Genomic DNA, 19,521 nt, shown 5'->3' on the forward strand with positions numbered 1-19,521 from the left:
GGTGACAGGTTTTTTAGTTAAACCTAACGCATTTCGATGGGCGCGTCTGCCCCGATCAGCGTCAGGCCGGAGGTCAAAACATCCGAAACAGCCTGCACCAGCCCTAGTCTGGCATAAGTTGATTCTCGGTCGTTAACCTTAACAAAACGTAAGTCCTGGTTGTCGTTGCCGCGATTCCACTGTGCATGGAAGCCGGAAGCCAGATCGTAAAGGTAGAATGCGAGCCGGTGCGGCTCCAGCGAAAGCGCCGCGGATTCGATCAGCCGCGGATATTCGGCCAACTTCCGGATCAGCGCGATCTCGCCCTCGTCGGCCAGCGCAGCCACCGAGGCCGCGAGCCGGTTGCGATCGAAGTTCGCCTCGCCGAGCTGCTCGCTCGCCTGCCTGAAAACGGAATGGCAGCGCGCCGACGCGTACTGCACATAGAACACCGGATTGTCCTTCGACTGCTCGGTGACCTTGGCGAAGTCGAAATCGAGCGGCGCGTCGTTCTTGCGGTAAAGCATCATGAAGCGGATCGGGTCGCGGCCGACCTCTTCCACGACCTCGCGCAGCGTGATGAAATCGCCGGATCGTTTCGACATGCGGACCGGCTCGCCATCGCGGAACAGTTTTACGAGTTGGCAAAGCAGCACGGTGAGATTGACGGCATCGCCGGCAACCGCGCGCGCCAGCGCTTCGAGCCGCTTGACGTAGCCGCCATGGTCGGCGCCGAGCACATAGATCAGGTCGACGAAGCCGCGGTCGACCTTGTCCTTGAGATAGGCAACGTCGGCGGCGAAATAGGTGAAGGAGCCGTCCGACTTGACCAGGGCCCGGTCCATGTCGTCGCCGACCGCGGTCGAGCGGAACAGCGTCTGCTCGCGATCTTCCCAGTCGTCCGGCTTCTCGCCCTTGGGCGGCGGCAGCTTGCCCTTGTAGATGTGGCCCTTCAGCGTCAGGTCGGCGATCGCCGCCCGGATCTTCTTGGCGTTGTCGGCATGCAGCGTGCGCTCGGAGAAGAACACGTCGTGATGCACGTTGAGCAGCGCCAGATCCTCGCGGATCATCGCCATCATCGCATCGACGGTGCGGTCCTTGACGATCGCCAGCGCCTCCTCTTCCGGCATCTGCAGCAGGCCGCGGCCGAATTCCTTGGCCAGCGCCTCGCCGACGGGGACCAGATAGTCGCCCGGATAAAGACCGGGCGGGATCTCGCCGATATCGTCGCCAAGCGCCTCGCGGTAGCGCAGCAACGCCGAGCTGCCGAGCACGTCGATCTGCGAGCCGGCGTCGTTGATGACGTATTCCTTGGTCACGTCGTAGCCGGCGAAGGCCATCAGATTGGCCAAAGCATCGCCGACCACGGCGCCGCGGCAGTGGCCGACATGCATGGGGCCGGTCGGGTTGGCCGAGACATATTCGACATTGGCCTTGCGGCCGCCGCCGACGGTCGAGCGGCCATAATTGCGCCCCTCGCCGAGCAGCGCCGTCAGGTGCGTGTGCCAGAAGCCGTCCTTGAGCCTGAGATTGACGAAGCCCGGCCCGGCGATCTCGGCCGAGGCAATATCAGCATCGCCCCGTAGCGCTTCGGCCAGTTTCTCGGCAAGCGCGCGCGGGTTCTGTCCGGTGGGCTTGGCCAGCACCATCGCCGCGTTGGTGGCGAGGTCGCCATGGCTAGCGTCACGCGGCGGCTCGACCGCGACACGCGACAGGTCGGGCGCGGCCCCATCCTTGTCTTTCAGGTCAAGGGCTTCGACAGCTTTTATGATCCGCGCGTTGAAATCGGCGAAGATATTCATCGGAAGTGCTCTGGGCTTTAAGAGGCGACCGGCTCGACGGCCGGCAAAATCGAGGCTCGCCCTAGCTCAAATCGGGCGTATGGTCAAACAGACGCCGATGTTCCTTCAAGGCATAGGTGTCGGTCATGCCGGCCAGGAAGTCGGCGACGCTGCGCGCCTTGATGCGATCCTCCGCCCGGTCGAGCCCTTCGCGCCATCCGTCGGGCATGGCGCGCGGATCGGCGAAATAGACGTCGAACAGCTCGCGCACGATCTGTTCGGCATCGGCCCGCACGCGCATCACCTCCGCATGCCGGTAGAGATGCTTGTAGAGAAAGGCCTTCAGCTCCTTTTCGGCCGCCGCCATGCTGGCCGAGAAGGTCACCAGGGTCTCGCCGGCCGCGCGCACCGCGTCGGCGCTGTCAGGCTTCAGGCGCTCGATATTGGCGGCGGTCGATGCGATGACATCTTCGACCATCAACGTGATCTGCCGGCGCATCAGCTCGTGGCCGGTGCGCACATCGTCGAGCTGAGGATATTTGGCGCGCACGCTGTTCAGGATCGAGCCGGGTAGACCGACCTCTCCAAGCATATCCAGCGTCAGCAGGCCGGCGCGCAAGCCGTCATCGATGTCATGGGCGTTGTAGGCGATGTCGTCGGCGATCGCCGCACACTGCGCCTCGATGCCGGCGAAACGGTCGAGCTCGAGATCGTGCAGCTCCGAATAGTCGCGGATCGCCTGCGGCACCGGGCCCTTGAGCCCCTTCCCGCTCGCGTCGGTCAGCGGGCCGTTGTGCTTGACCAGCCCTTCCAGCGTTTCCCAGGTGAGGTTCAGCCCGTCGAATTCGGCATAGCGCCGCTCGAGCCGCGTGACGACGCGCAGCGACTGCGCGTTGTGATCGAAGCCGCCCCAGGCGGCCATCTTCTCGTTGAGCGCATCCTCGCCCGTATGGCCGAAGGGCGTATGGCCGAAATCATGCACCAGCGCCACGGCTTCGGCGAGATCCTCGTCGCCGCGCAGTGCCCGCGCCAGCGCGCGGGCGATCTGCGCCACTTCGATCGAATGCGTCAGCCGTGTGCGGTAATGATCGCCCTCATGCGCGACGAAGACCTGCGTCTTGTGCTTCAGCCGGCGAAAGGCGGTGGAATGGATGATGCGGTCGCGGTCGCGCTGGAACGGTGTGCGGGTCGGGCTTTCCGGCTCGTCGAACAGGCGTCCGCGCGAGCGCGCCGGGTCGCTCGCATAGGCCGCGCGCGGCCGGTCGCCGAACCCGATGTCGCCGAGAGCATCCTTGCCGTGCCGCTCGTCCATTGACCCACCAGTTGACTCAGGCTTGCCCGCTTCATACCTATCATGTGAAACCGAAAGCAAGGTGACGCCGATGGGCGCGGATGCCAAGACTGCCATGAAGGTCGAAATGACCGATGCCGCGGCGAAGCGGATCGCCAGGATTGTTTCCGGCGAACCGGGCAAGACGGCGCTGCGCGTTTCCGTCGAAGGCGGCGGCTGCTCCGGCTTTTCCTACAAATTCGATCTCGTCGCAGGTGCGAACGATGACGATGTCGCCATCGAGAAGGACGGCGCAACCATTCTGATCGACGACCTGTCGCTGGTCTATATGGGCGGCTCGGTGATCGACTTCGTCGACGATCTGATGGGCCAGTCCTTCCAGATCAGGAACCCGAACGCGGTCGCCTCCTGCGGCTGCGGCACGAGTTTCTCCATATAGTCCGATGCCTGCCATCGGCGCGGTCCGTCAGGTCGCGCTCTCGGCTGGCCGCGATCTCGATGCGACGCTTGCTTTCTGGCGCGACGTGCTTGGTCTGAACGTGCACGCTCGCTACGATCCGCCCGGCATCGCGTTCATACTGGCCGGTGATGTGCGCCTCCTCTTCACCGACGGCGTTCCGGCCGGCACCGTCTATTTCGACATCGCCGGCCTCGAAGCGTTCCACGCCGAGGCGAAAGCCGCGGGCATTCCCTTCACCGCGCCGCCGACGCTCGTCCACCGCGACACCGAGGGGCGGTTCGGCCCGGCGGGGGAAAGCGAATGGATGGCCTTTCTAAAGGACCCCGCAGGCAATACGATCGGCCTCGTCGAACGCCTGCCGCCCGAAGAGCATTGAGGTCCTCATGAAGATCGTCACCTGGAACATCAACGGCGTTCGCGCCCGCATCGGCAATCTCACCCACTGGCTGACCGAAAGCGCGCCGGACATCGTGTGCCTGCAGGAGATCAAGACTGTCGACGACCAGTTCCCGCGCGCCGAGATCGAGGCGCTGGGCTACAATGTCGAGACCAACGGCCAGAAGAGTTTTAACGGCGTCGCTCTTCTGTCGAAGCTTCCCTTCGACGAGGTCAATCGCGGCCTGCCGGGCGATGATGCGGATGACCATGCCCGCTTTATCGAAGGCGTTTTTTCCACCGACCAGGGCGCCTTGCGCGTCGCTTCGCTCTATCTGCCGAATGGCAATCCGGTCGACGATGAACGGAAGTTTTCCTACAAGCTCGCCTGGATGGAGCGGCTGGAGCGCTGGGCGCAAGAGCGACTGCGGCTCGAGGAAGCGCTGGTGCTGGCTGGCGACTACAACGTCATTCCCGAACCCGCCGATGCCCGGTTTCCCGAAAACTGGCTGGGTGACGCGCTGTTCCAGCCGCAGACGAGGCAGGCCTTTCGCCGGCTGAAGAATCTCGGCTTCACCGAAGCTGTGCGCGCCGTGACCGACTCGGCCGGCGTCTACACCTTCTGGGATTATCAGGCCGGCGCCTGGCAGAAGAACAACGGCATTCGCATCGACCACCTGCTGCTGTCACCGGAAGCCGCCAACCGTTTCTCGTCGGCCTCGGTGGAAAAGCACGTCCGCGCCTGGGAAAAGCCGTCCGACCACGTGCCGGTCGCTGTCGACCTCAGCCTGCAGCCCGCCTGAGACGTTGCCAGGCTCCCGGACCCAGTATCGCCACAAATCCCGTCTTTGATGCGGCTTGCTGTGGGGGTTGAATGGCGATCCGATTTCTTTTCTGGCCAGCCGGCCTTGCCTTGGCGCTTGCCGCGCCGGCGCCGTTGCTGGCGGCGCCAACCTGTCTTGCCAACGGCAAATCCTTCAACGTCGGCGAGACGGCGTGCCTGATGCTGGCCGGCGAGAGTTATCTCGCCCGCTGCGACATGGTTCTCAACAACACGTCCTGGACCAGGATCAAGGACGAATGTCCGGGCGAAGCGCCAAAGCCGCACCCGACATCGCTCTCGACCCCGACGCCCGGCCAGGCGCCGACGGAGCCGACCGAGAACTGAGGCTTTGTTGATTTCCCCACCATCCAGGTTACGCTATGCACATATGTTCTGTGACTGGCGCGACTGATCGACCTGAGGCTTGATTGCCAGGTGGTTCCCCCAATCCGTCGCTGCTTCGCAGCGCCACCTTTCCCCCCTCCGGAGGGAAAGGAAGGGAGCCTTGCTGGACGAGCGTTGAGGAAAGAAAGCTTGGCGCCTTCCTCTACCCCGTCGATCGGGGGAGAGGTGGCTCGGCGAAGCCGAGACGGAGTGGGGGTCGACCAGCGCTGCAATAGAGCAATTCTAGGAAAAGTGTGAGCGGTTTTCCGCCCGGAATTGCGTAAAAACAAAGAGATAGTGCGTTTCGCCGTTTCCGTGAAACGGTGAACCGCACTAGACAATGCATGCGCCAAGCTGCCACGCACGCTATCGCCAAACCTGCGCTTACTGGTCGCCGTTGTTGCCTTTGGTCAAGATATCGTCGGCGAGCGAGATCGCGGTCCGGCGATCGGCCTCGCCGGCCGCGGCGAAAGCCTCTTCCTGCATGTTGCGGATCCAGGGCTGGTCGGCCGCCGGAGCCCGCGCCAGCGCCGCGGTCATCATCGCCAGGCCGCGCACGACCTTGCCGCTCTGGAACAGTAGATTGCCGAGCGTCGCCTGCGCGCCGGCATGGCCCTTCTCGGCCGCCAGTTGCAGCCAGCGGCCTGCCTGCTTGACGCTGGCCTTCACGCCACCCTCGCCCTTGAGGAACATCTGGCCGATTTCGAACTGGGCGTTCGGATTGCGATAGTTGGCGGCGGCGCGCATGTAATATTCCTGCGCCGCGACGTCGTTTTCCTCGACCGGGGTGCCGGGAATGCCCTTGCGAAGATAGTCGCCGAGCGCCACCAGCGCGTCCGACACATAGCTTTCTTCCGGCGAGCCTGGCTCGACATCCTGATCGACGATTTCCGAGAAGAACTTGAAGGCGGCGTAATCGTCGCGCGTCACGCCGTCGCCTTCGGCATACATGCGCGCGAGCTTCCAGGTGGCGCCGATCTGGCCGTTCTCGGCGGCGTATTTATAGGCCTCGACAGCCTGATCCTTATGGCCGCTCTTATAGGCGGAGAAGCCGAACTGGAACACCGCCCAGGGGCTCGACTGCGGCTTCACGCCGGTCTTGTCGTCGAACACCTTGTCGTCGAAGGCCATGGCCTGCCCAACGGCGCCCAAGGTCGCCAGAGCGACCAGTGCCGAAAAGACAGACGACCTCAACACCTCAGATGTCCGCATAGCAGTGCGTTTCTTTGGCGGCGCCCGGATGGGTCACCGCGCCGTCGCGGGCCGACCCTACGGCCTGCGCATATTTCCAGATCGCGCCGGACTGATAATCGGTCTCGCGCGCCTTCCAACTCTTTGCCCGGTCCGCCAGTTCGGCGTCCGACAGGGCCACTTCGATCGTGCCTTTCACGGCGTCGATCGAGATCACGTCGCCATCCTGGATCAGCCCGATCGGCCCGCCGACCGCCGCCTCGGGCCCTACATGGCCGATGCAGAAGCCGCGCGTGGCGCCGGAGAAGCGCCCGTCGGTGATCAGCGCCACCTTGCCGCCCATGCCCTGGCCGTAGAGCGCAGCCGTCGTCGACAGCATCTCGCGCATGCCCGGACCGCCGCGCGGCCCCTCGTAGCGAATGACGAGAACCTCGCCTTCGCGGTAGTTGCGCTGCGTGACCGCCTCGAAGCATTCCTCTTCCGAATCGAAGCAGCGCGCCGGACCGGAGAATTTCAGTTCCGACATGCCCGCGACCTTCACGATCGCGCCTTCGGGGGCAAGGTTGCCCTTCAAGCCCACAACGCCGCCTGTCTTGGTGATTGGCCGATTGGCGGGACGCACAACATCCTGGCTTTCATTCCAGGAAACGTGCTCCATATTTTCGGCCAAAGTGCGGCCAGTGACCGTCATGCAGTCGCCATGCAGATAGCCGTGGTCGAGCAGCGTCTTCATCAGGAGCGGAATGCCGCCGGCCTCGAACATATCCTTGGCGACATATTTGCCGCCCGGCTTGAGGTCGGCGATATAGGGCGTCTTCTCGAAGATCGCCGCCACGTCGAACAGGTCGAACTTGATGCCGGCCTCATGCGCGATCGCCGGCAGGTGCAGCGCCGCATTGGTCGAGCCGCCGGTGGCCGAAACCACGGTCGCCGCGTTCTCCAGCGCCTTGCGCGTGACGATGTCGCGCGGCCGGATGTTCCTGGCGATCAGCTCCATGACCTTTTCGCCGGAGGCGAAATTGAAGCGGTCGCGCATCTCGTATGGCGCCGGCGCGCCGCAGGAATAGGGCAGTGCCAGGCCAATGGCTTCAGCAACGGTCGCCATGGTGTTGGCGGTGAACTGGGCGCCGCAGGAACCGGCGGAAGGACAGGCCGCCTGCTCGATCTCGAGCAATTCGGCGTCGCTGATCGTACCGACCGAGTGCTGGCCGACCGCCTCGAACACGTCCTGCACGGTGATCTGCCGGCCGCGATAGCTGCCGGGCAGGATCGAGCCGCCATAGATGAAGATCGACGGCACGTTGAGGCGCACCATCGCCATCATCATGCCGGGCAGCGACTTGTCGCAGCCGGCGAGCCCGACCAGCGCGTCGTAGCAATGGCCGCGCATGGTGAGCTCGACCGAATCGGCGATGACCTCGCGCGACACCAGCGACGATTTCATGCCCTGGTGACCCATGGCGATGCCGTCGGTGACGGTGATGGTGCAGAACTCGCGCGGCGTGCCGTTGGCGGCCGCAACGCCCTTCTTGACCACCTGCGCCTGGCGCATCAGCGAGATGTTGCAGGGAGCCGCCTCGTTCCAGCAGCTGGCGACGCCGACCAGCGGCTGCGCGATCTCGGCCGCCGACAGCCCCATGGCATAGAGATAGGAACGATGGGGCGCGCGCGCCGGACCTTCGGTCACGTAGCGGCTGGGCAGCTTGGCCTTGGAGATTGCCTTGGCGTCCATCATCGTCCTTGCCGCACACCCGCGGCCGGTCCCATCGCCGCGCCAACCTGGCACGCATCCCGGGACATATCTCGGGTGCTCCGGGTTTATGGCGGGAAATGGGCAGTTCCCTCGGCAAGTCTTTTAGCGCGGGGGTTGTTCATAAACTGTTGCCAAAACGTCACAATCGTATCGGGCGCCGGTTGTGACGCGGATTTGCAACAGCGGGTCGGGAGACAGCGTTGAAATCGCTATCGCAAAACGAAGAAGGCCGGGCATTGCCCGGCCTTTTCAGTGGATTTTCAGGAACTTAGAACTTGATCTTGATCCCACCGTTAATAGCGGTGATCAGATCGTTTCCGAAGTCATAGCTGGCATCTTCACCGGCGACGTAGCCATTCTCACCCGCCAAAGTTCCGGAGTGGCCGCTGGTCATGACACCAATAACGCCGGCCAGGCGGATTTCGATGTTCGGGCTTGGAGTATAGGCAACACCGCCACCCAGGGTCCAGGTGTCGGTCTGCGCGCCATAGCCATGTGACGTGCCACGATCCCAAGCGAGCTGTCCCGCGGCGCTCCACTGATCGTTGAACTTGTGGCCAATACCGCCGGACACAGTCCAACCGTCGCGATACATCAGATCGAGCGACGTGACCGCGCCCGCGGAACCCGTAAAGCACGACGATGATGGAACAAAAAGAGTCGGGCAAATCGGAACACTTTGCAGCACACTCCAGTTCACCCACTTGATCGAGCCGAAGGCAAGCCATCCGGGCGCGATGCCTGACTGAAGCTTCAACTCCACGGAGTCGGGCATGTACTGCGTCGAGCCATAAATCGGCTGAGATCCACGGGGCGTGGTCAGCGTGCCCGAGATGTTGTCAAGCTTGACCTGCGAATTGTAGACTAAGCTGGCACGAAGTGCGATGTCGGGGATTTCATAGGCAACGCCTGCGCGCCATCCCCAGCCGCTGGCCTCAAGGTCGACGCGGCCAATCGGCGACGGCCCAACTGGGTTGAAACCCACCAAGCTTTCCTTGAAGCCTGAGATATCCTGGTAGAACACGCCACCAATAAAACGGAGCTGACCCTTCCCCGCATCGAACTTGTAGGAGCAGGTACCGGCGTAGTTGTTGCTCTTGATATCCGTTTCGACGTTCGAAAACGCGCCGTTCCAAGACGCGCCAGGGGCGGTGTGGGCGCCCCACGGCTGTGAATAGTCGACCATGCAGTCGACCCCTTGAACAACTTGGGCTTTGACGCCGATGCGCGGTACCCAATAGGGCTCGGCCCCATCCGCCGTGGAACTGAGAACATTGAAAGTACCATTCAGGCCAGTGGCATTCTTATATTTGCGATCCGGCATCACATAGGTGGCTTCCGCCTCCGTCGCGACTGGCGCCGGATCGAACAGAAGATCAATGTCGTAGCCGCCGCGCTCCAGGCCGCCGGCATGCGCCGGGACGACCGCGGAGCCAATCATGGCCAGCGAAAAGCAGCCTGCCCCCAGCAGCGCTTTGACTCGCAAGATGTTCATGGAAATCCCTCCCCGAAATACAAGTGACTCAAGCTAGAACCAATTCGGGTTAATGACGCAACAACGATTTCAAGAGTTGTACGTGTACATCTTGACAGCACCTATTTTTGCCATGGTCATCGACGCCGCAATCGGCGCCTAAATCACGCGAGCCGGCGTAAAACGATCGAAAAAACCCGGGGAAACCACCCCAAAACAGGGCAAAAACAGCCGATTTTGGGGTTGGCGGCCCCCATTGTTACATTATGGCAACAATGGGGCGCAAACTTTCCGTTTACGTCAAAATTAACGTAGCGGCAGCCGCATTTTCGAGGCAGCTAACGCACCGGAAAGCGCCTTTGGAGTGAGGGCGAATCTTGCCGCTCAACCAGCGTCGCGGACCCTAGTCAAAGCCACCGAAAGCTTCTCCTGTGCCTCGCGATATTCGGCGAGCTTGTCGCGCTCGGCCTCGACCACTTCCTCCGGCGCGTTGGCGACAAATTTTTCGTTCGAGAGCTTCTTGTGCAGGCGCGCGATCTCTTCGGTGACCTTGGCCAGTTCCTTCTGCAGCCGCGCGGCCTCGGCCTGGAGATCGATCAGGCTGCCGAGTGGCAGGCTTACTGTCGCTTCGTTGAGCACGATCTGCGCCGAACCTTTCGGCGGAGCATCGGCGAGCGCGATATCGCCGACGCGCGCCAGCCGCTTGATCGCCTGGGCGTGGCGCTCCAGCCGCTCTTGCGTCAGCGTGTTGGCGCCGATCACCGTCAGCGGCGCGATCGCCGCCGGCGGCACGTTCATTTCCGAACGCACCGAGCGGATGCCCGAGACAAGGTCGACCAGCCAGTTGATGTCGGCGGCGGCCTCCTCGTCCTCGAAGTCGGGCGACGGCCATGCGGCATGGCAAAGCAGCGACGAGCGCTCCTTGCCCTCGCCGACGGTCTGCGCCCAAAGCTCCTCGGTCATGAACGGCATCATCGGATGCAGGAGCTTGTAGATTTCGTCCAGCACGAAGGCGACGCAGGCCCGGCTCTCGGCCTTGGCGGCCTCGTCCGTGCCCATGAACACCGGCTTCAACAGTTCCAGGTACCAGTCGCAGAACAGGTTCCAGACGAAGCGGTAGGCGGCGCCCGCCGCTTCGTTGAAACGATAGCTGGTGATGCCTTCGGTGACCGCGCGCGCCGCGCGCGTCAGCTCGGTCAGGATCCAGCGATTGACCGGCAGCTTGGCATCGTTCAGCCAGAACTCGTCGTTGCGCGCGACCTCGTTCATCTCGGCGAAGCGCGTCGCGTTCCACAGCTTGGTGCCGAAATTGCGGTAGCCGGCGATGCGCGCCGGATCGAGCTTCACGTCGCGGCCTTGCGCCGCCATGACGGTCAGCGTGAAGCGCAGCGCATCGGCGCCGTATTCGTCGATCAGCTCGAGCGGGTCGATGACGTTGCCTTTCGACTTCGACATCTTCTGCCCGTTCTTGTCGCGCACCAGCGCGTGCACATAGACGGTGTGGAACGGCTCCTCGTCCATGAAGTGCAGGCCCATCATCATCATGCGGGCGACCCAGAAGAAGATGATGTCGAAGCCGGTCACCAGCACGTCGGTCTGGTAATAGGTTTTGAGCTCCGGCGTCTGGTCGGGCCAGCCAAGCGTCGAGAACGGCCACAGCGCCGACGAGAACCAGGTGTCGAGCACGTCCTCGTCGCGGGTCAGGATCTCGCCCGGCTGGAAGTTCTCGAGCTTATCCTCGACCCAGGCTTTCCACGGCCCTTCCAGCGCCAGGTAATATTCAATGGCGGCAGCGAGCGCCTCTTCCTCGGTCTTCTCGACGAAGACATGCCCGTCCGGTCCGTACCAGGCCGGGATCTGGTGACCCCACCAGAGCTGGCGCGAGATGCACCAGGGCTGGATGTTCTCCATCCAGTCGAAATAGGTCTTTTCCCAGTTCTTCGGCACGAAGTTGGTACGGCCCTCGCGCACCGAGGCGATCGCCGGCTTGGCGAGCTCGGCGGCGTTCACGTACCACTGGTCGGTCAGGAACGGCTCGATCGGCACGCCGCCGCGGTCGCCATGCGGCACGGCATGCCTGTGCGGCTCGACCTTGTCGAGGAAGCCGCCGGCCTCCATCAGCTCGACGATCTTCTTGCGGGCCGTGAAACGGTCGAGCCCATCCAGCTCGTCCCACACCGCCTGGCGCTCCGGCGTGACATCGAGACCGGCAAGGAAGTCCTCATTGTCCTTCAGCTTGATGGCCGCTTCGACCGTCAGGATGTTGATCGCCGGCAGCTTGTGGCGCTTGCCGACCTCGAAGTCGTTGAAGTCATGCGCCGGCGTGATCTTGACCGCGCCGGAGCCTTTTTCCGGATCGGAATACTCGTCGGCGACGATCGGCATCCTGCGGCCGACGATCGGCAGCACGACGTTGCGGCCGACCAGACCGGAGAAGCGCTCGTCATCCGGATGCACGGCCACGGCCGTGTCGCCGAGCATCGTCTCGGGACGCGTCGTGGCGACCGTGATGAAGGTCTTCGGGTTCTCGGGGTCGAACGTCTCGCCGTCGATCGGATAGCGGAAGTGCCAGAGATTGCCGTTCACCTCGTGCTGCTCGACCTCAAGGTCGGAAATGGCGGTGAGCAGCTTCGGGTCCCAGTTCACCAGGCGCTTGTCCTTGTAGATAAGGCCTTCCTTGTAGAGGGTGACGAAGACCTCCAGCACGGCCTTGGACAGGCCTTCGTCCATGGTGAAGCGTTCGCGCGACCAGTCGGCCGAGGCGCCGAGCCGCTTCAGCTGGTTGAAAATCGCGCCGCCGGATTCGGACTTCCACTCCCAGACTTTCTCGATGAACTCTTCGCGCGTCAGATCGCGGCGGTGGATCTGCTTTTCCATGAGCTGGCGCTCGACCACCATCTGCGTGGCGATGCCGGCGTGATCCATGCCGGGCTGCCAGAGCACGTTCTTGCCGCGCATGCGCTCGAAGCGCACGAGAATGTCCTGCAGCGTGTTGTTGAGCGCATGACCCATATGCAGCGAGCCGGTGACGTTCGGCGGCGGGATGACGATGGTGAAGGCTTCGGCCCCTTCCTCCGCGCCGGCGCCCGCCCGGAAGGCGTCTGCCTCTTCCCAGACTTTGGCGATCTTCGGCTCGACGGCTTTGGCGTCGTAGGTCTTATCAAGCATGGAGGAGGTCCGAACTGTCGGGAACAAGCGTCCGGTGTAAATCGGAAGGTCTTGGCCGAGTCAACCGCGAGCGCTGCGATCGCTTCCACAGATAGGCCCGCCGCGAGCAGCGACAATGCCGGCCGGGCGAGCAGCAGCGCTTCCCTGGAGCAATTCCAGAACAAGTGCGTAGCGGTTTTCCGTCCGGAATTGCGCAGAAACAAAGATTTTGAGCAGTTCGGCGATTCCGAGAAACGCTGAACCGCTCAAAGCAGCCTTAGACAAAAGCGCCGCCCCAGGACGGCGCTTGCCGGGCTGCCTGTTGCGCCAGCTTACTGCGCCCCGCGCGCCACGCGCTCGATCTCCTCGCGCACCAGCCTTTCGACAAGCGTCGGCAGGTTGTTGTCGAGCCAATCCTGAAGCATCGGCCGCAGCATCTGCTCGGCCATCTCGTCGAAGCTTTTCTTGCCGCGGCTGGCAAAAGCATCGGAAAGCTCGCCAAAGGCCGCGGCGACCTGCCGGCCCGCATGCTCGGAAAGGATCGCGGGCCGAGCCGGCTGCACCTCCGGTTCGGAGGCCCGGGACGCGCCTACAGGCACGGAATCTTCGAATGTCGGCTCTTCCTTCTCGACCTCGGCCTTCGGCGCGGCTTCCGGGGCCCGGATGGCCGGTCTCGCGGTGACCGTGCTGCCGCCGACCGCCGCGATTTCGCGCCGCCAGTCGGCGACAATGGTCTCGGCCGTCTGCGGCGCATTTGCCGCGGCCGGCTTGCTCGCGGCCGCATGCGCGCTCGGCGCAGTGCTCTCGAGCTCAACTGTCGGCGCAGTCTTCACCGGCTCGGAGCGGGCGGCGCGCGGCAGCACTGGATCGGTCGCCGCAAGCTGCGCCTGGACTTCCGCCAGCGTCGGCGGCTTGCGGACGTCGGCATGCAATTCGGAACGAAAGGCATCAACCTCGACAGCGGGCGCGCCAGCCGCGGCCGGCTCCAGATCCTGGCGCAGCTCGCCGGCCTCGGCCGGTTGCTTGCGCCCGGTGTCGCTGTCTTCGATGATCCTTCGGATGGAAGCCAGTATCTCTTCCATGGAAGGTTCGCGCTGCGCGCTGCTTGCCGTCGCCATCGTCACATCCGCCGCCCTAGTGACCTGCCCAAGAACTTGACCTGCTCAAGAACTTGACCCGTTCAAGAATTCCGTCCTGCCCGGGCCGGAATTCGAATCAATGGAGACAGCGTAACCGACCGATCGTCATCCGAGAATCCCCAATCTGGAGACACGTTCGATTTCAACAGATTAGGCGACGCGCAGCCTAACGAGCCTCCCGGAAAGACAAACGCCGCGCGTCCATCGGACACGCGGCGTTTGCAGGAAGTATGCTTGTCGGCAATCAGCGCCCGTCTGGCGTGCGCAGTCCGATCCACTTGTCCTTGACGGCGTTGTAATGCTCTTCCGGCCTGTATTTGGTGACCGCCAGGCCCAGCCGATCCACCGACAACCGGCCCATCGCCTGGAGAATGGCATAGCTCGCCACCACCACGTCGCGCTCGGAACTGGCCTGGTTGATCTTGGCGGTGATGACTGCGTTCTGCGCGTTCAACACATCCAGCGTCGTGCGCTGGCCGACATTGCGCTCTTCGATGACGCCGTTGAGCGCCAGCTGAGCGGCATCGATCACCTGCCTGTTGGCAGCTACCGTTTCGCGCGCCGCGGTGTATTGCGTCCATGCCGTGACCAGAGCCTGGCGCACCTCATCGCGGGTGACGTCGATCTGGATGCGTGCCTCCGAAAGCGATTCCTTGTTCTGCCGCACAACCGCCGAGGTCCGGCCGCCCGAATAGATCGGAATGGTCAGCGTGGCGCCGATATTGGCCGAGGTCGAGGTGCCGTTGGTGCCCCTGATGTCGGGAACGGAGTGGCTGTAATTGTCCGAAACGCCGGCCGAGGCCGTCACTTGCGGCAGCAGCGCGCCTTCCGCCGACTTCACCGAAAAGGCCGCGGCATCGACGAGATGCTGTGTGGCAAGAATGGCGGGATGCTCGACGGAAGCGATGGCCAATGCCGAATCGACGCTACCCGGCAGCAGCTTGCCCAGCGGCGAGGCTGGCCTGAGCTTGCCCGGTTCGTCGCCGACGATCTGGTGATAGGTGGCGGCGCTCGCCAGCGCCGTCGCGCGGGCAGCGCTCAGCTGCGCCACGGCCGTCGCGCGCGAGGCATCGGCCTGGGCCACGTCGGTGCGGGTGCCCTCGCCGACCTCGAAGCGCGAGCGGGCGGCGCGCGCCTGCTCGCTCAGGAACTGCAGGTTCTGCTCGGTCAGCACCGCGACCTGGCGGTCGCGAATCACGTCCATATAGGCGCTGGCCGCGTTGAACAGGATGTTCTCTTCGGTGTTGCGCAGGCTTTCGACCGAGGCCTTCACCTGCGATTCGGCGGCAGCGACATTGTTCCTGGTCTGAAACCCATCGAACAGCGTCTGATTGATTTGTATGCCGAAGTTGCCCGTGGTGATGTTCTGGGTGGAGCCCTGTGCGTGGGTGCTGGTGTAATCGATGCTGCTCGAACCGGTGACGGTCGGGCGCCAGCCCGACTTGGCGATGGCCACGCCCTCATCGGTGACGCGAACGCCGGCGCGGGCCGCGTTGAGCTGCGAATTGTACTGGTAGGCTTTGGCGAGCGCGCCTGTAATGGTTTCGGCGGAGGCGGCCAGCGGCGAAAGCGCGGTGGCCGAAACAAGGATAGCTACTAAAATACTCTTGCGTAGAGGCGGCACGTTATATCCCTCATTCGTTTTGCATGGGAACCACGCCACGCCAACCCACCCCTTACGGATCGGCTAGCGCCGCGTTGTTTATCGTTCCCCCGCTGACGGCCTCCCGGAAACGCCCGGTCAACAAATCAGCAACGATTGTCAGGCGCAAGCGATCATGACAGCGCCTTCGCTGCAAGGCAAAAACGCTCAGAATTCAAATGCGTGAGCACGTTCGAAGCCCGGTAGTGGCTTAATTGCCGCATTAAAGGCACGCCTTCCGGTTACAACCCCCCCTGCCTTGAAAAACAGCCGGGCCACGCCAGAGTTGCCCCGCCCTTCGACCGCAACCAGGCGTCCATCTTCCGCGAGCTGGTCGAGCAATGCCTGCGGCACTTCCTCGACGCTGCCGCCGATGAAGATGACGTTGTAGGGCCCTTTGGCGGCCTGCCCCTGCGGCAGCGGCCCGGTGACGACCGTGACGTTCGGGCAGCCAAGGCTGGAAAGTGTTGATTTCGCGGCCTCCGCCAGCGCCGCATCACTCTCCAGCGCGACGACGGAACGCGCCAGCCTGGACAGCAACGCGGCGGAATAGCCGGTGCCGCAACCGACATCGAGCACCGAATCGCTCGCGTCGATCTCGGCCAGCTGCAAAAGCTTGGCGAGCGGCGACGGCTCCATCAGGTAGCGTGCGCCGCTGCCATTGGCGCCGTCGGAAATGCGGATGTCTTCGTCGATATAGGCCAGGTCCTGCTGTCCGGCGTCGACAAAGGCCTCGCGCGGAACGGTCAGCATCGCTTCGATGAGCGGCGCGCTGGTCACGTCTGTGGTGCGGATCTGGCCGTCGACCATCTTCACGCGGCGTTCGGAGAAATCAGCGTTCATGTCCCAAAAATCCGCTCCCCGCGCCAGGCGCGCGGCCAAAACTTCGACTGGAACCCCGCTCCGGCGCGATTGCGCTGGAGCCCGCAAGCATCTGGAGGCCTCGCCCGGAATCGAACCGGGGTGCAAGGATTTGCAGTCCTCTGCGTAACCACTCCGCCACGAGGCCTCGCAATGCTCCCGGCGTTCCGAGCGAACTCATTATGTTGGCGCTCAAAGGTCGTCAAGCGCTCGCGCGTCTTTCCCGGCGCTTTCGCAAGGAGCAGCCAAAGTGGTGATTACCAATCGGTTGTCACGGGTTCGGTATCGCCGCGGCGGAGCCGCCCCGTGCTCTCAGTCGGGCCGCCGCCGGCGTTCCCACCAGACGACGAAACGCCTCCGGTGGCGTCGGATCATGGCGAATTCATAGGATAGAACCAGCAGACCGAGCGGTATCATCCAGAAACCGAGAATCGGCAGAAAGCCCAGAAGCCCGCCAAGCGTAAGCAGCATGCCGATCGCGATTCGCCAGCCGCGCGAACGCGGCATGGTGAACTCGCGGCCGAAGATCGAAATCTTCCGCGCCGGGGTGTTGTCATCATCCGCTGCGGTCATTCAAGCCAGATCCCATCTGCTGTCTAAGCCATGTCAAGACGACAACCGGCCGCTTTGTTCCGTGCCGGTGTGAAGCCCTTCATATGTGGGCGCGCCGAACGATGGCACAAATAGCCGCATCAAAAACTGGAGAAAAATTGCGAAATGCTTCTTTGCAAAGCCGAAAGGTGTTTGCTATAGGCTGCGCCACTCACGTTAGAGCCTCCGTTCCCCGGTAGCTCAGTGGTAGAGCAACCGGCTGTTAACCGGTTGGTCGCTGGTTCGAATCCGGCCCGGGGAGCCAAGTTCCACTCGGAACGCCTTGTATCTCGACGTTTTCAAGGCCAAGCCTTTCCCAGCGGTCCACATTCCCGCACGCTCGAGGCTCAACCTCAAGGCAATGTCCGTCAAGCGCGTCCTCGACAGGGCCGAAAACGTCTGATCGTTATCTGTTTTCAGATGCTGGCGATTGCCGAATGAAGGTAGGCGCCCCCGCCAAGTTTTCGTTTTGCCACAACGATCGAGCAGCCGCCGATCTGTCTCACATTCGTACCATCACGACGGACGACATGATCCACGCCGACCCGACGATCTGCGTGAGCGACTGCTCGCCAAGGCGTTGCGCCACACGCTGATTGCCTTAACATGATGCACATGAAGGGGGCGTTCGATATTGTCGATCTGCTGCTGCGCGGGGGTGCGGTCGCGCTGAACCTACTCGTTGCCGTCCAGTTCCTGCGATGGCATGCGCAGCGATTCGCGATGACTGCGGGGAGCCTCTTTGCCGTCTCCATCGCCGGCTACGGTCTCGCATCGAGCGGCCCCGTGACGGATGCGCTGGGCTTGCCTTCCGAGGCCCTTGTCATCGCGGCCGTGCTCGCTTCGGCGTTCTTCTGGTGGTTCGCGCTCGCGCTGTTTCGGGACGACTTCGCGTGGCGGCATGTCTATGCCCTGCCGCCCGGTCTGCTCCTCGTATTCTACGGCATGCGGCAATGGTCAGAGGGACCGGGCCGCACCGCGGGCGAGCTGCTGCATCAGGTCGTGGTGGTGTTGTTGTTGATCCATGTTGTCAGCCTCGCGGTTCGAGAACTCGGGGACGACCTCGTCGATTCCCGGCGACGTTTCCGCGTCGTCGTCGCGCTCGTGCTGCCCGTGGTAGGATTAATCATCGCCGTGAGCGAACTCTACAGGCTTCGTCAGCCGCTGCCGGAATGGACCGTCCTCGCTCAATCGTCGATGCTGGCGACACTGTCGCTTGCCTTCGCCGTCTGGACGACCGTGATCCGCCAGAACCTTTTCGTCTCCTCCCCTTCGGCAACGCAGCCGCGCGCCGATCGGCTCGGTCCCGTCGAAAGGCTGGAACTCCAGCGCCTCCAGTCCGTGATCTCAAAGGGTTCCTGCTTTGAACCCGACCTTTCGCTAGGGTCGCTCGCGCGCCAGCTCGCCCTGCCGGAGCACCGGCTGCGCAGGCTCATCAACAAGGGGCTCGGCTACCGCAACTTCGCGGCCTTCCTCAACGACCACCGCGTCGCGGAGGCCAAGCGCAGGCTGGCCGATCCGGAGCAAGCGCGCGAGCAGGTCGCCTCCATCGCCTTCGGTCTCGGCTATGCTTCGCTTGCGCCGTTCAACCGAGCGTTTCGGGAATTGACCCGCCTCACGCCGAGCGACTACCGCGCGCAGGCGCTGGCGCGGCACGTCGATTCCGGAAACTCCTGATCGAATCCGGAAATCGCTGTGCGTCCGGTGATCGCGCGCAGCCCGATCCGCGCTCTTTGACCAACCATCCTTCCGGTATTCCACCGAAGGGAGCATCCGATGTCCGACACATGCCTGCTGATTTCGCTCATGAGCTACGCAAGCCTCGTCTACCCCTATATTCTGCAGGGTGACCTTATCCGCTATGTCGCCGGGGCGGGCGGCACATTCCTGATCGTCAACACGCTGCTCGCCGGCTGGCTTGCCCGTCGAAGGATTCGCGTCGAGCGACCGGACTGGCGCCAAATGGCGCGCGAGATCCTCGCGTCGCTACGGACTGTAGTCATCTTCTCGCTCGTCGGCCTTGCCATCGCCCTGTCGGAACGGCTGGGCTGGCTGGCGATCTACGGCGATCCGCTCGATCGCGGGCTGCCATATCTCGTGTTCAACCTCCTCGTGCTTATCGTCGCCCACGACGCCTGGTTCTACTGGTCTCACAAGATCATGCACCGGCCGGGGCTGTTTCGATGGTTCCACCGGCTCCACCACCGTTCGCACAATCCGTCGCCCTGGACATCCTATGCCTTCGACGCGAGCGAAGCGCTGGTCAACGCGATCTACCTGCCGCTGGCGCTGCTCCTGATGCCGACAAGCCTGCTCGCCGTGTTCCTTTTCACCGCCCACATGATGTTGCGTAATGCTGTCGGTCATTGCGGATACGAGATATTTCCTGCGCGCCCGAATGGACGGCCGCTGTTCGAGTGGTTGACCACGGTGACCCATCACGATCTGCATCATGCCAGGCCGCGCTACAATTTCGGACTCTATTTCACCTGGTGGGACAGGTTGATGGGCACTGAGGATCCGACTTACCTCACCGCCTTCGCCCAGGCAGCGGGCAAAGCCGACAAACGCCGACCGCAGGTTACACCGCAGCTACCGGCGCCTGCGGCGAAGGGTTAGCGGGAGCATTT

16 protein-coding genes and 2 tRNA genes are annotated in these 19,521 nt (G+C 63.2%); 7 read left to right on the forward strand and 11 right to left on the reverse strand.

Annotated features, from left to right (window positions below):
- Positions 1-23: 23 nt before the first annotated feature.
- On the reverse strand, positions 24-1,781 hold the full coding sequence (argS, locus tag FJ425_RS09705) for an arginine--tRNA ligase (protein WP_140627251.1): 1,758 nt from the start codon (positions 1,779-1,781) through the stop codon (positions 24-26).
- Between the two features lie 61 nt (positions 1,782-1,842).
- The gene (locus FJ425_RS09710; protein ID WP_140627249.1) at positions 1,843-3,072 is read right to left on the reverse strand and encodes a deoxyguanosinetriphosphate triphosphohydrolase; all 1,230 of its coding nucleotides are present in this window, start codon (positions 3,070-3,072) and stop codon (positions 1,843-1,845) included.
- Between the two features lie 70 nt (positions 3,073-3,142).
- On the opposite strand from FJ425_RS09710, the gene erpA reads away from it, so the two are divergent.
- The 4 genes from erpA to FJ425_RS09730 all read left to right on the forward strand — a co-directional run bounded on the left by erpA (position 3,143) and on the right by FJ425_RS09730 (position 5,054).
- The gene (erpA, locus tag FJ425_RS09715) at positions 3,143-3,490 is read left to right on the forward strand and encodes an iron-sulfur cluster insertion protein ErpA (protein ID WP_140627247.1); all 348 of its coding nucleotides are present in this window, start codon (positions 3,143-3,145) and stop codon (positions 3,488-3,490) included.
- A gap of 4 nt (positions 3,491-3,494) precedes the next feature.
- On the forward strand, positions 3,495-3,887 hold the full coding sequence (locus FJ425_RS09720; protein WP_140627243.1) for a VOC family protein: 393 nt from the start codon (positions 3,495-3,497) through the stop codon (positions 3,885-3,887).
- A gap of 7 nt (positions 3,888-3,894) precedes the next feature.
- On the forward strand, positions 3,895-4,689 hold the full coding sequence (gene xth / locus FJ425_RS09725) for an exodeoxyribonuclease III (RefSeq protein WP_140627241.1): 795 nt from the start codon (positions 3,895-3,897) through the stop codon (positions 4,687-4,689).
- Positions 4,690-4,760: 71 nt separating this feature from the next.
- Positions 4,761-5,054, forward strand: coding sequence for a hypothetical protein (locus tag FJ425_RS09730; protein WP_140627239.1), 294 nt, complete (start codon positions 4,761-4,763; stop codon positions 5,052-5,054).
- Between the two features lie 423 nt (positions 5,055-5,477).
- On the opposite strand, the gene FJ425_RS09735 is transcribed toward FJ425_RS09730, so the two are convergent.
- The 9 genes from FJ425_RS09735 to FJ425_RS09780 form a co-directional block, all read right to left on the reverse strand.
- Positions 5,478-6,305, reverse strand: a complete 828-nt coding sequence (locus FJ425_RS09735; RefSeq protein ID WP_095765008.1) for a tetratricopeptide repeat protein — start codon at positions 6,303-6,305, stop codon at positions 5,478-5,480.
- Complete coding sequence (gene ilvD, locus FJ425_RS09740; protein ID WP_140628166.1) at positions 6,292-8,016, reverse strand: dihydroxy-acid dehydratase; 1,725 nt, start codon at positions 8,014-8,016, stop codon at positions 6,292-6,294. Before ilvD ends, FJ425_RS09735 begins: the two co-directional genes overlap by 14 nt.
- A gap of 289 nt (positions 8,017-8,305) precedes the next feature.
- Positions 8,306-9,532 (reverse strand): OmpP1/FadL family transporter, encoded by a 1,227-nt coding sequence (locus FJ425_RS09745; protein ID WP_140627237.1) that lies wholly within the window; start codon positions 9,530-9,532, stop codon positions 8,306-8,308.
- A gap of 363 nt (positions 9,533-9,895) precedes the next feature.
- Entirely contained in the window at positions 9,896-12,679 is a 2,784-nt protein-coding gene (locus FJ425_RS09750) for a valine--tRNA ligase (RefSeq protein WP_140627235.1), read from the reverse strand.
- 311 nt (positions 12,680-12,990) lie between these two features.
- Positions 12,991-13,776, reverse strand: coding sequence for a PopZ family protein (locus tag FJ425_RS09760; RefSeq protein WP_140722992.1), 786 nt, complete (start codon positions 13,774-13,776; stop codon positions 12,991-12,993).
- Positions 13,777-14,041: 265 nt separating this feature from the next.
- Positions 14,042-15,421: a TolC family outer membrane protein gene (locus FJ425_RS09765; protein ID WP_140722995.1), complete on the reverse strand. Its 1,380-nt coding sequence runs from the start codon at positions 15,419-15,421 to the stop codon at positions 14,042-14,044.
- A gap of 186 nt (positions 15,422-15,607) precedes the next feature.
- Positions 15,608-16,282 carry a protein-L-isoaspartate O-methyltransferase gene (locus FJ425_RS09770; RefSeq protein WP_140722998.1) on the reverse strand — a complete coding sequence of 225 codons (675 nt, stop codon included), beginning with the start codon at positions 16,280-16,282 and terminating at the stop codon, positions 15,608-15,610.
- Positions 16,283-16,374: 92 nt separating this feature from the next.
- Positions 16,375-16,448, reverse strand: a tRNA-Cys gene (locus tag FJ425_RS09775).
- 164 nt (positions 16,449-16,612) lie between these two features.
- A complete protein-coding gene (locus FJ425_RS09780) occupies positions 16,613-16,873 on the reverse strand; it encodes a hypothetical protein (RefSeq protein ID WP_140543177.1) in 261 nt (86 codons plus the stop codon).
- Positions 16,874-17,081: 208 nt separating this feature from the next.
- Here FJ425_RS09780 and FJ425_RS09785 point away from each other — a divergent pair.
- The 3 genes from FJ425_RS09785 (at position 17,082) to FJ425_RS09795 (ending at position 19,510) form a co-directional block, all read left to right on the forward strand.
- Positions 17,082-17,156: transfer RNA gene (locus FJ425_RS09785), tRNA-Asn, on the forward strand.
- A 341-nt stretch (positions 17,157-17,497) separates the two neighbouring features.
- Positions 17,498-18,568 (forward strand): helix-turn-helix domain-containing protein, encoded by a 1,071-nt coding sequence (locus FJ425_RS09790; protein ID WP_140723001.1) that lies wholly within the window; start codon positions 17,498-17,500, stop codon positions 18,566-18,568.
- A gap of 99 nt (positions 18,569-18,667) precedes the next feature.
- A complete protein-coding gene (locus FJ425_RS09795) occupies positions 18,668-19,510 on the forward strand; it encodes a sterol desaturase family protein (RefSeq protein ID WP_140723004.1) in 843 nt (280 codons plus the stop codon).
- The last annotated feature ends 11 nt before the right edge of the window (positions 19,511-19,521 follow it).

It is taken from the genome of Mesorhizobium sp. B2-7-2, from assembly GCF_006440775.1.
Lineage (GTDB): Bacteria > Pseudomonadota > Alphaproteobacteria > Rhizobiales > Rhizobiaceae > Mesorhizobium.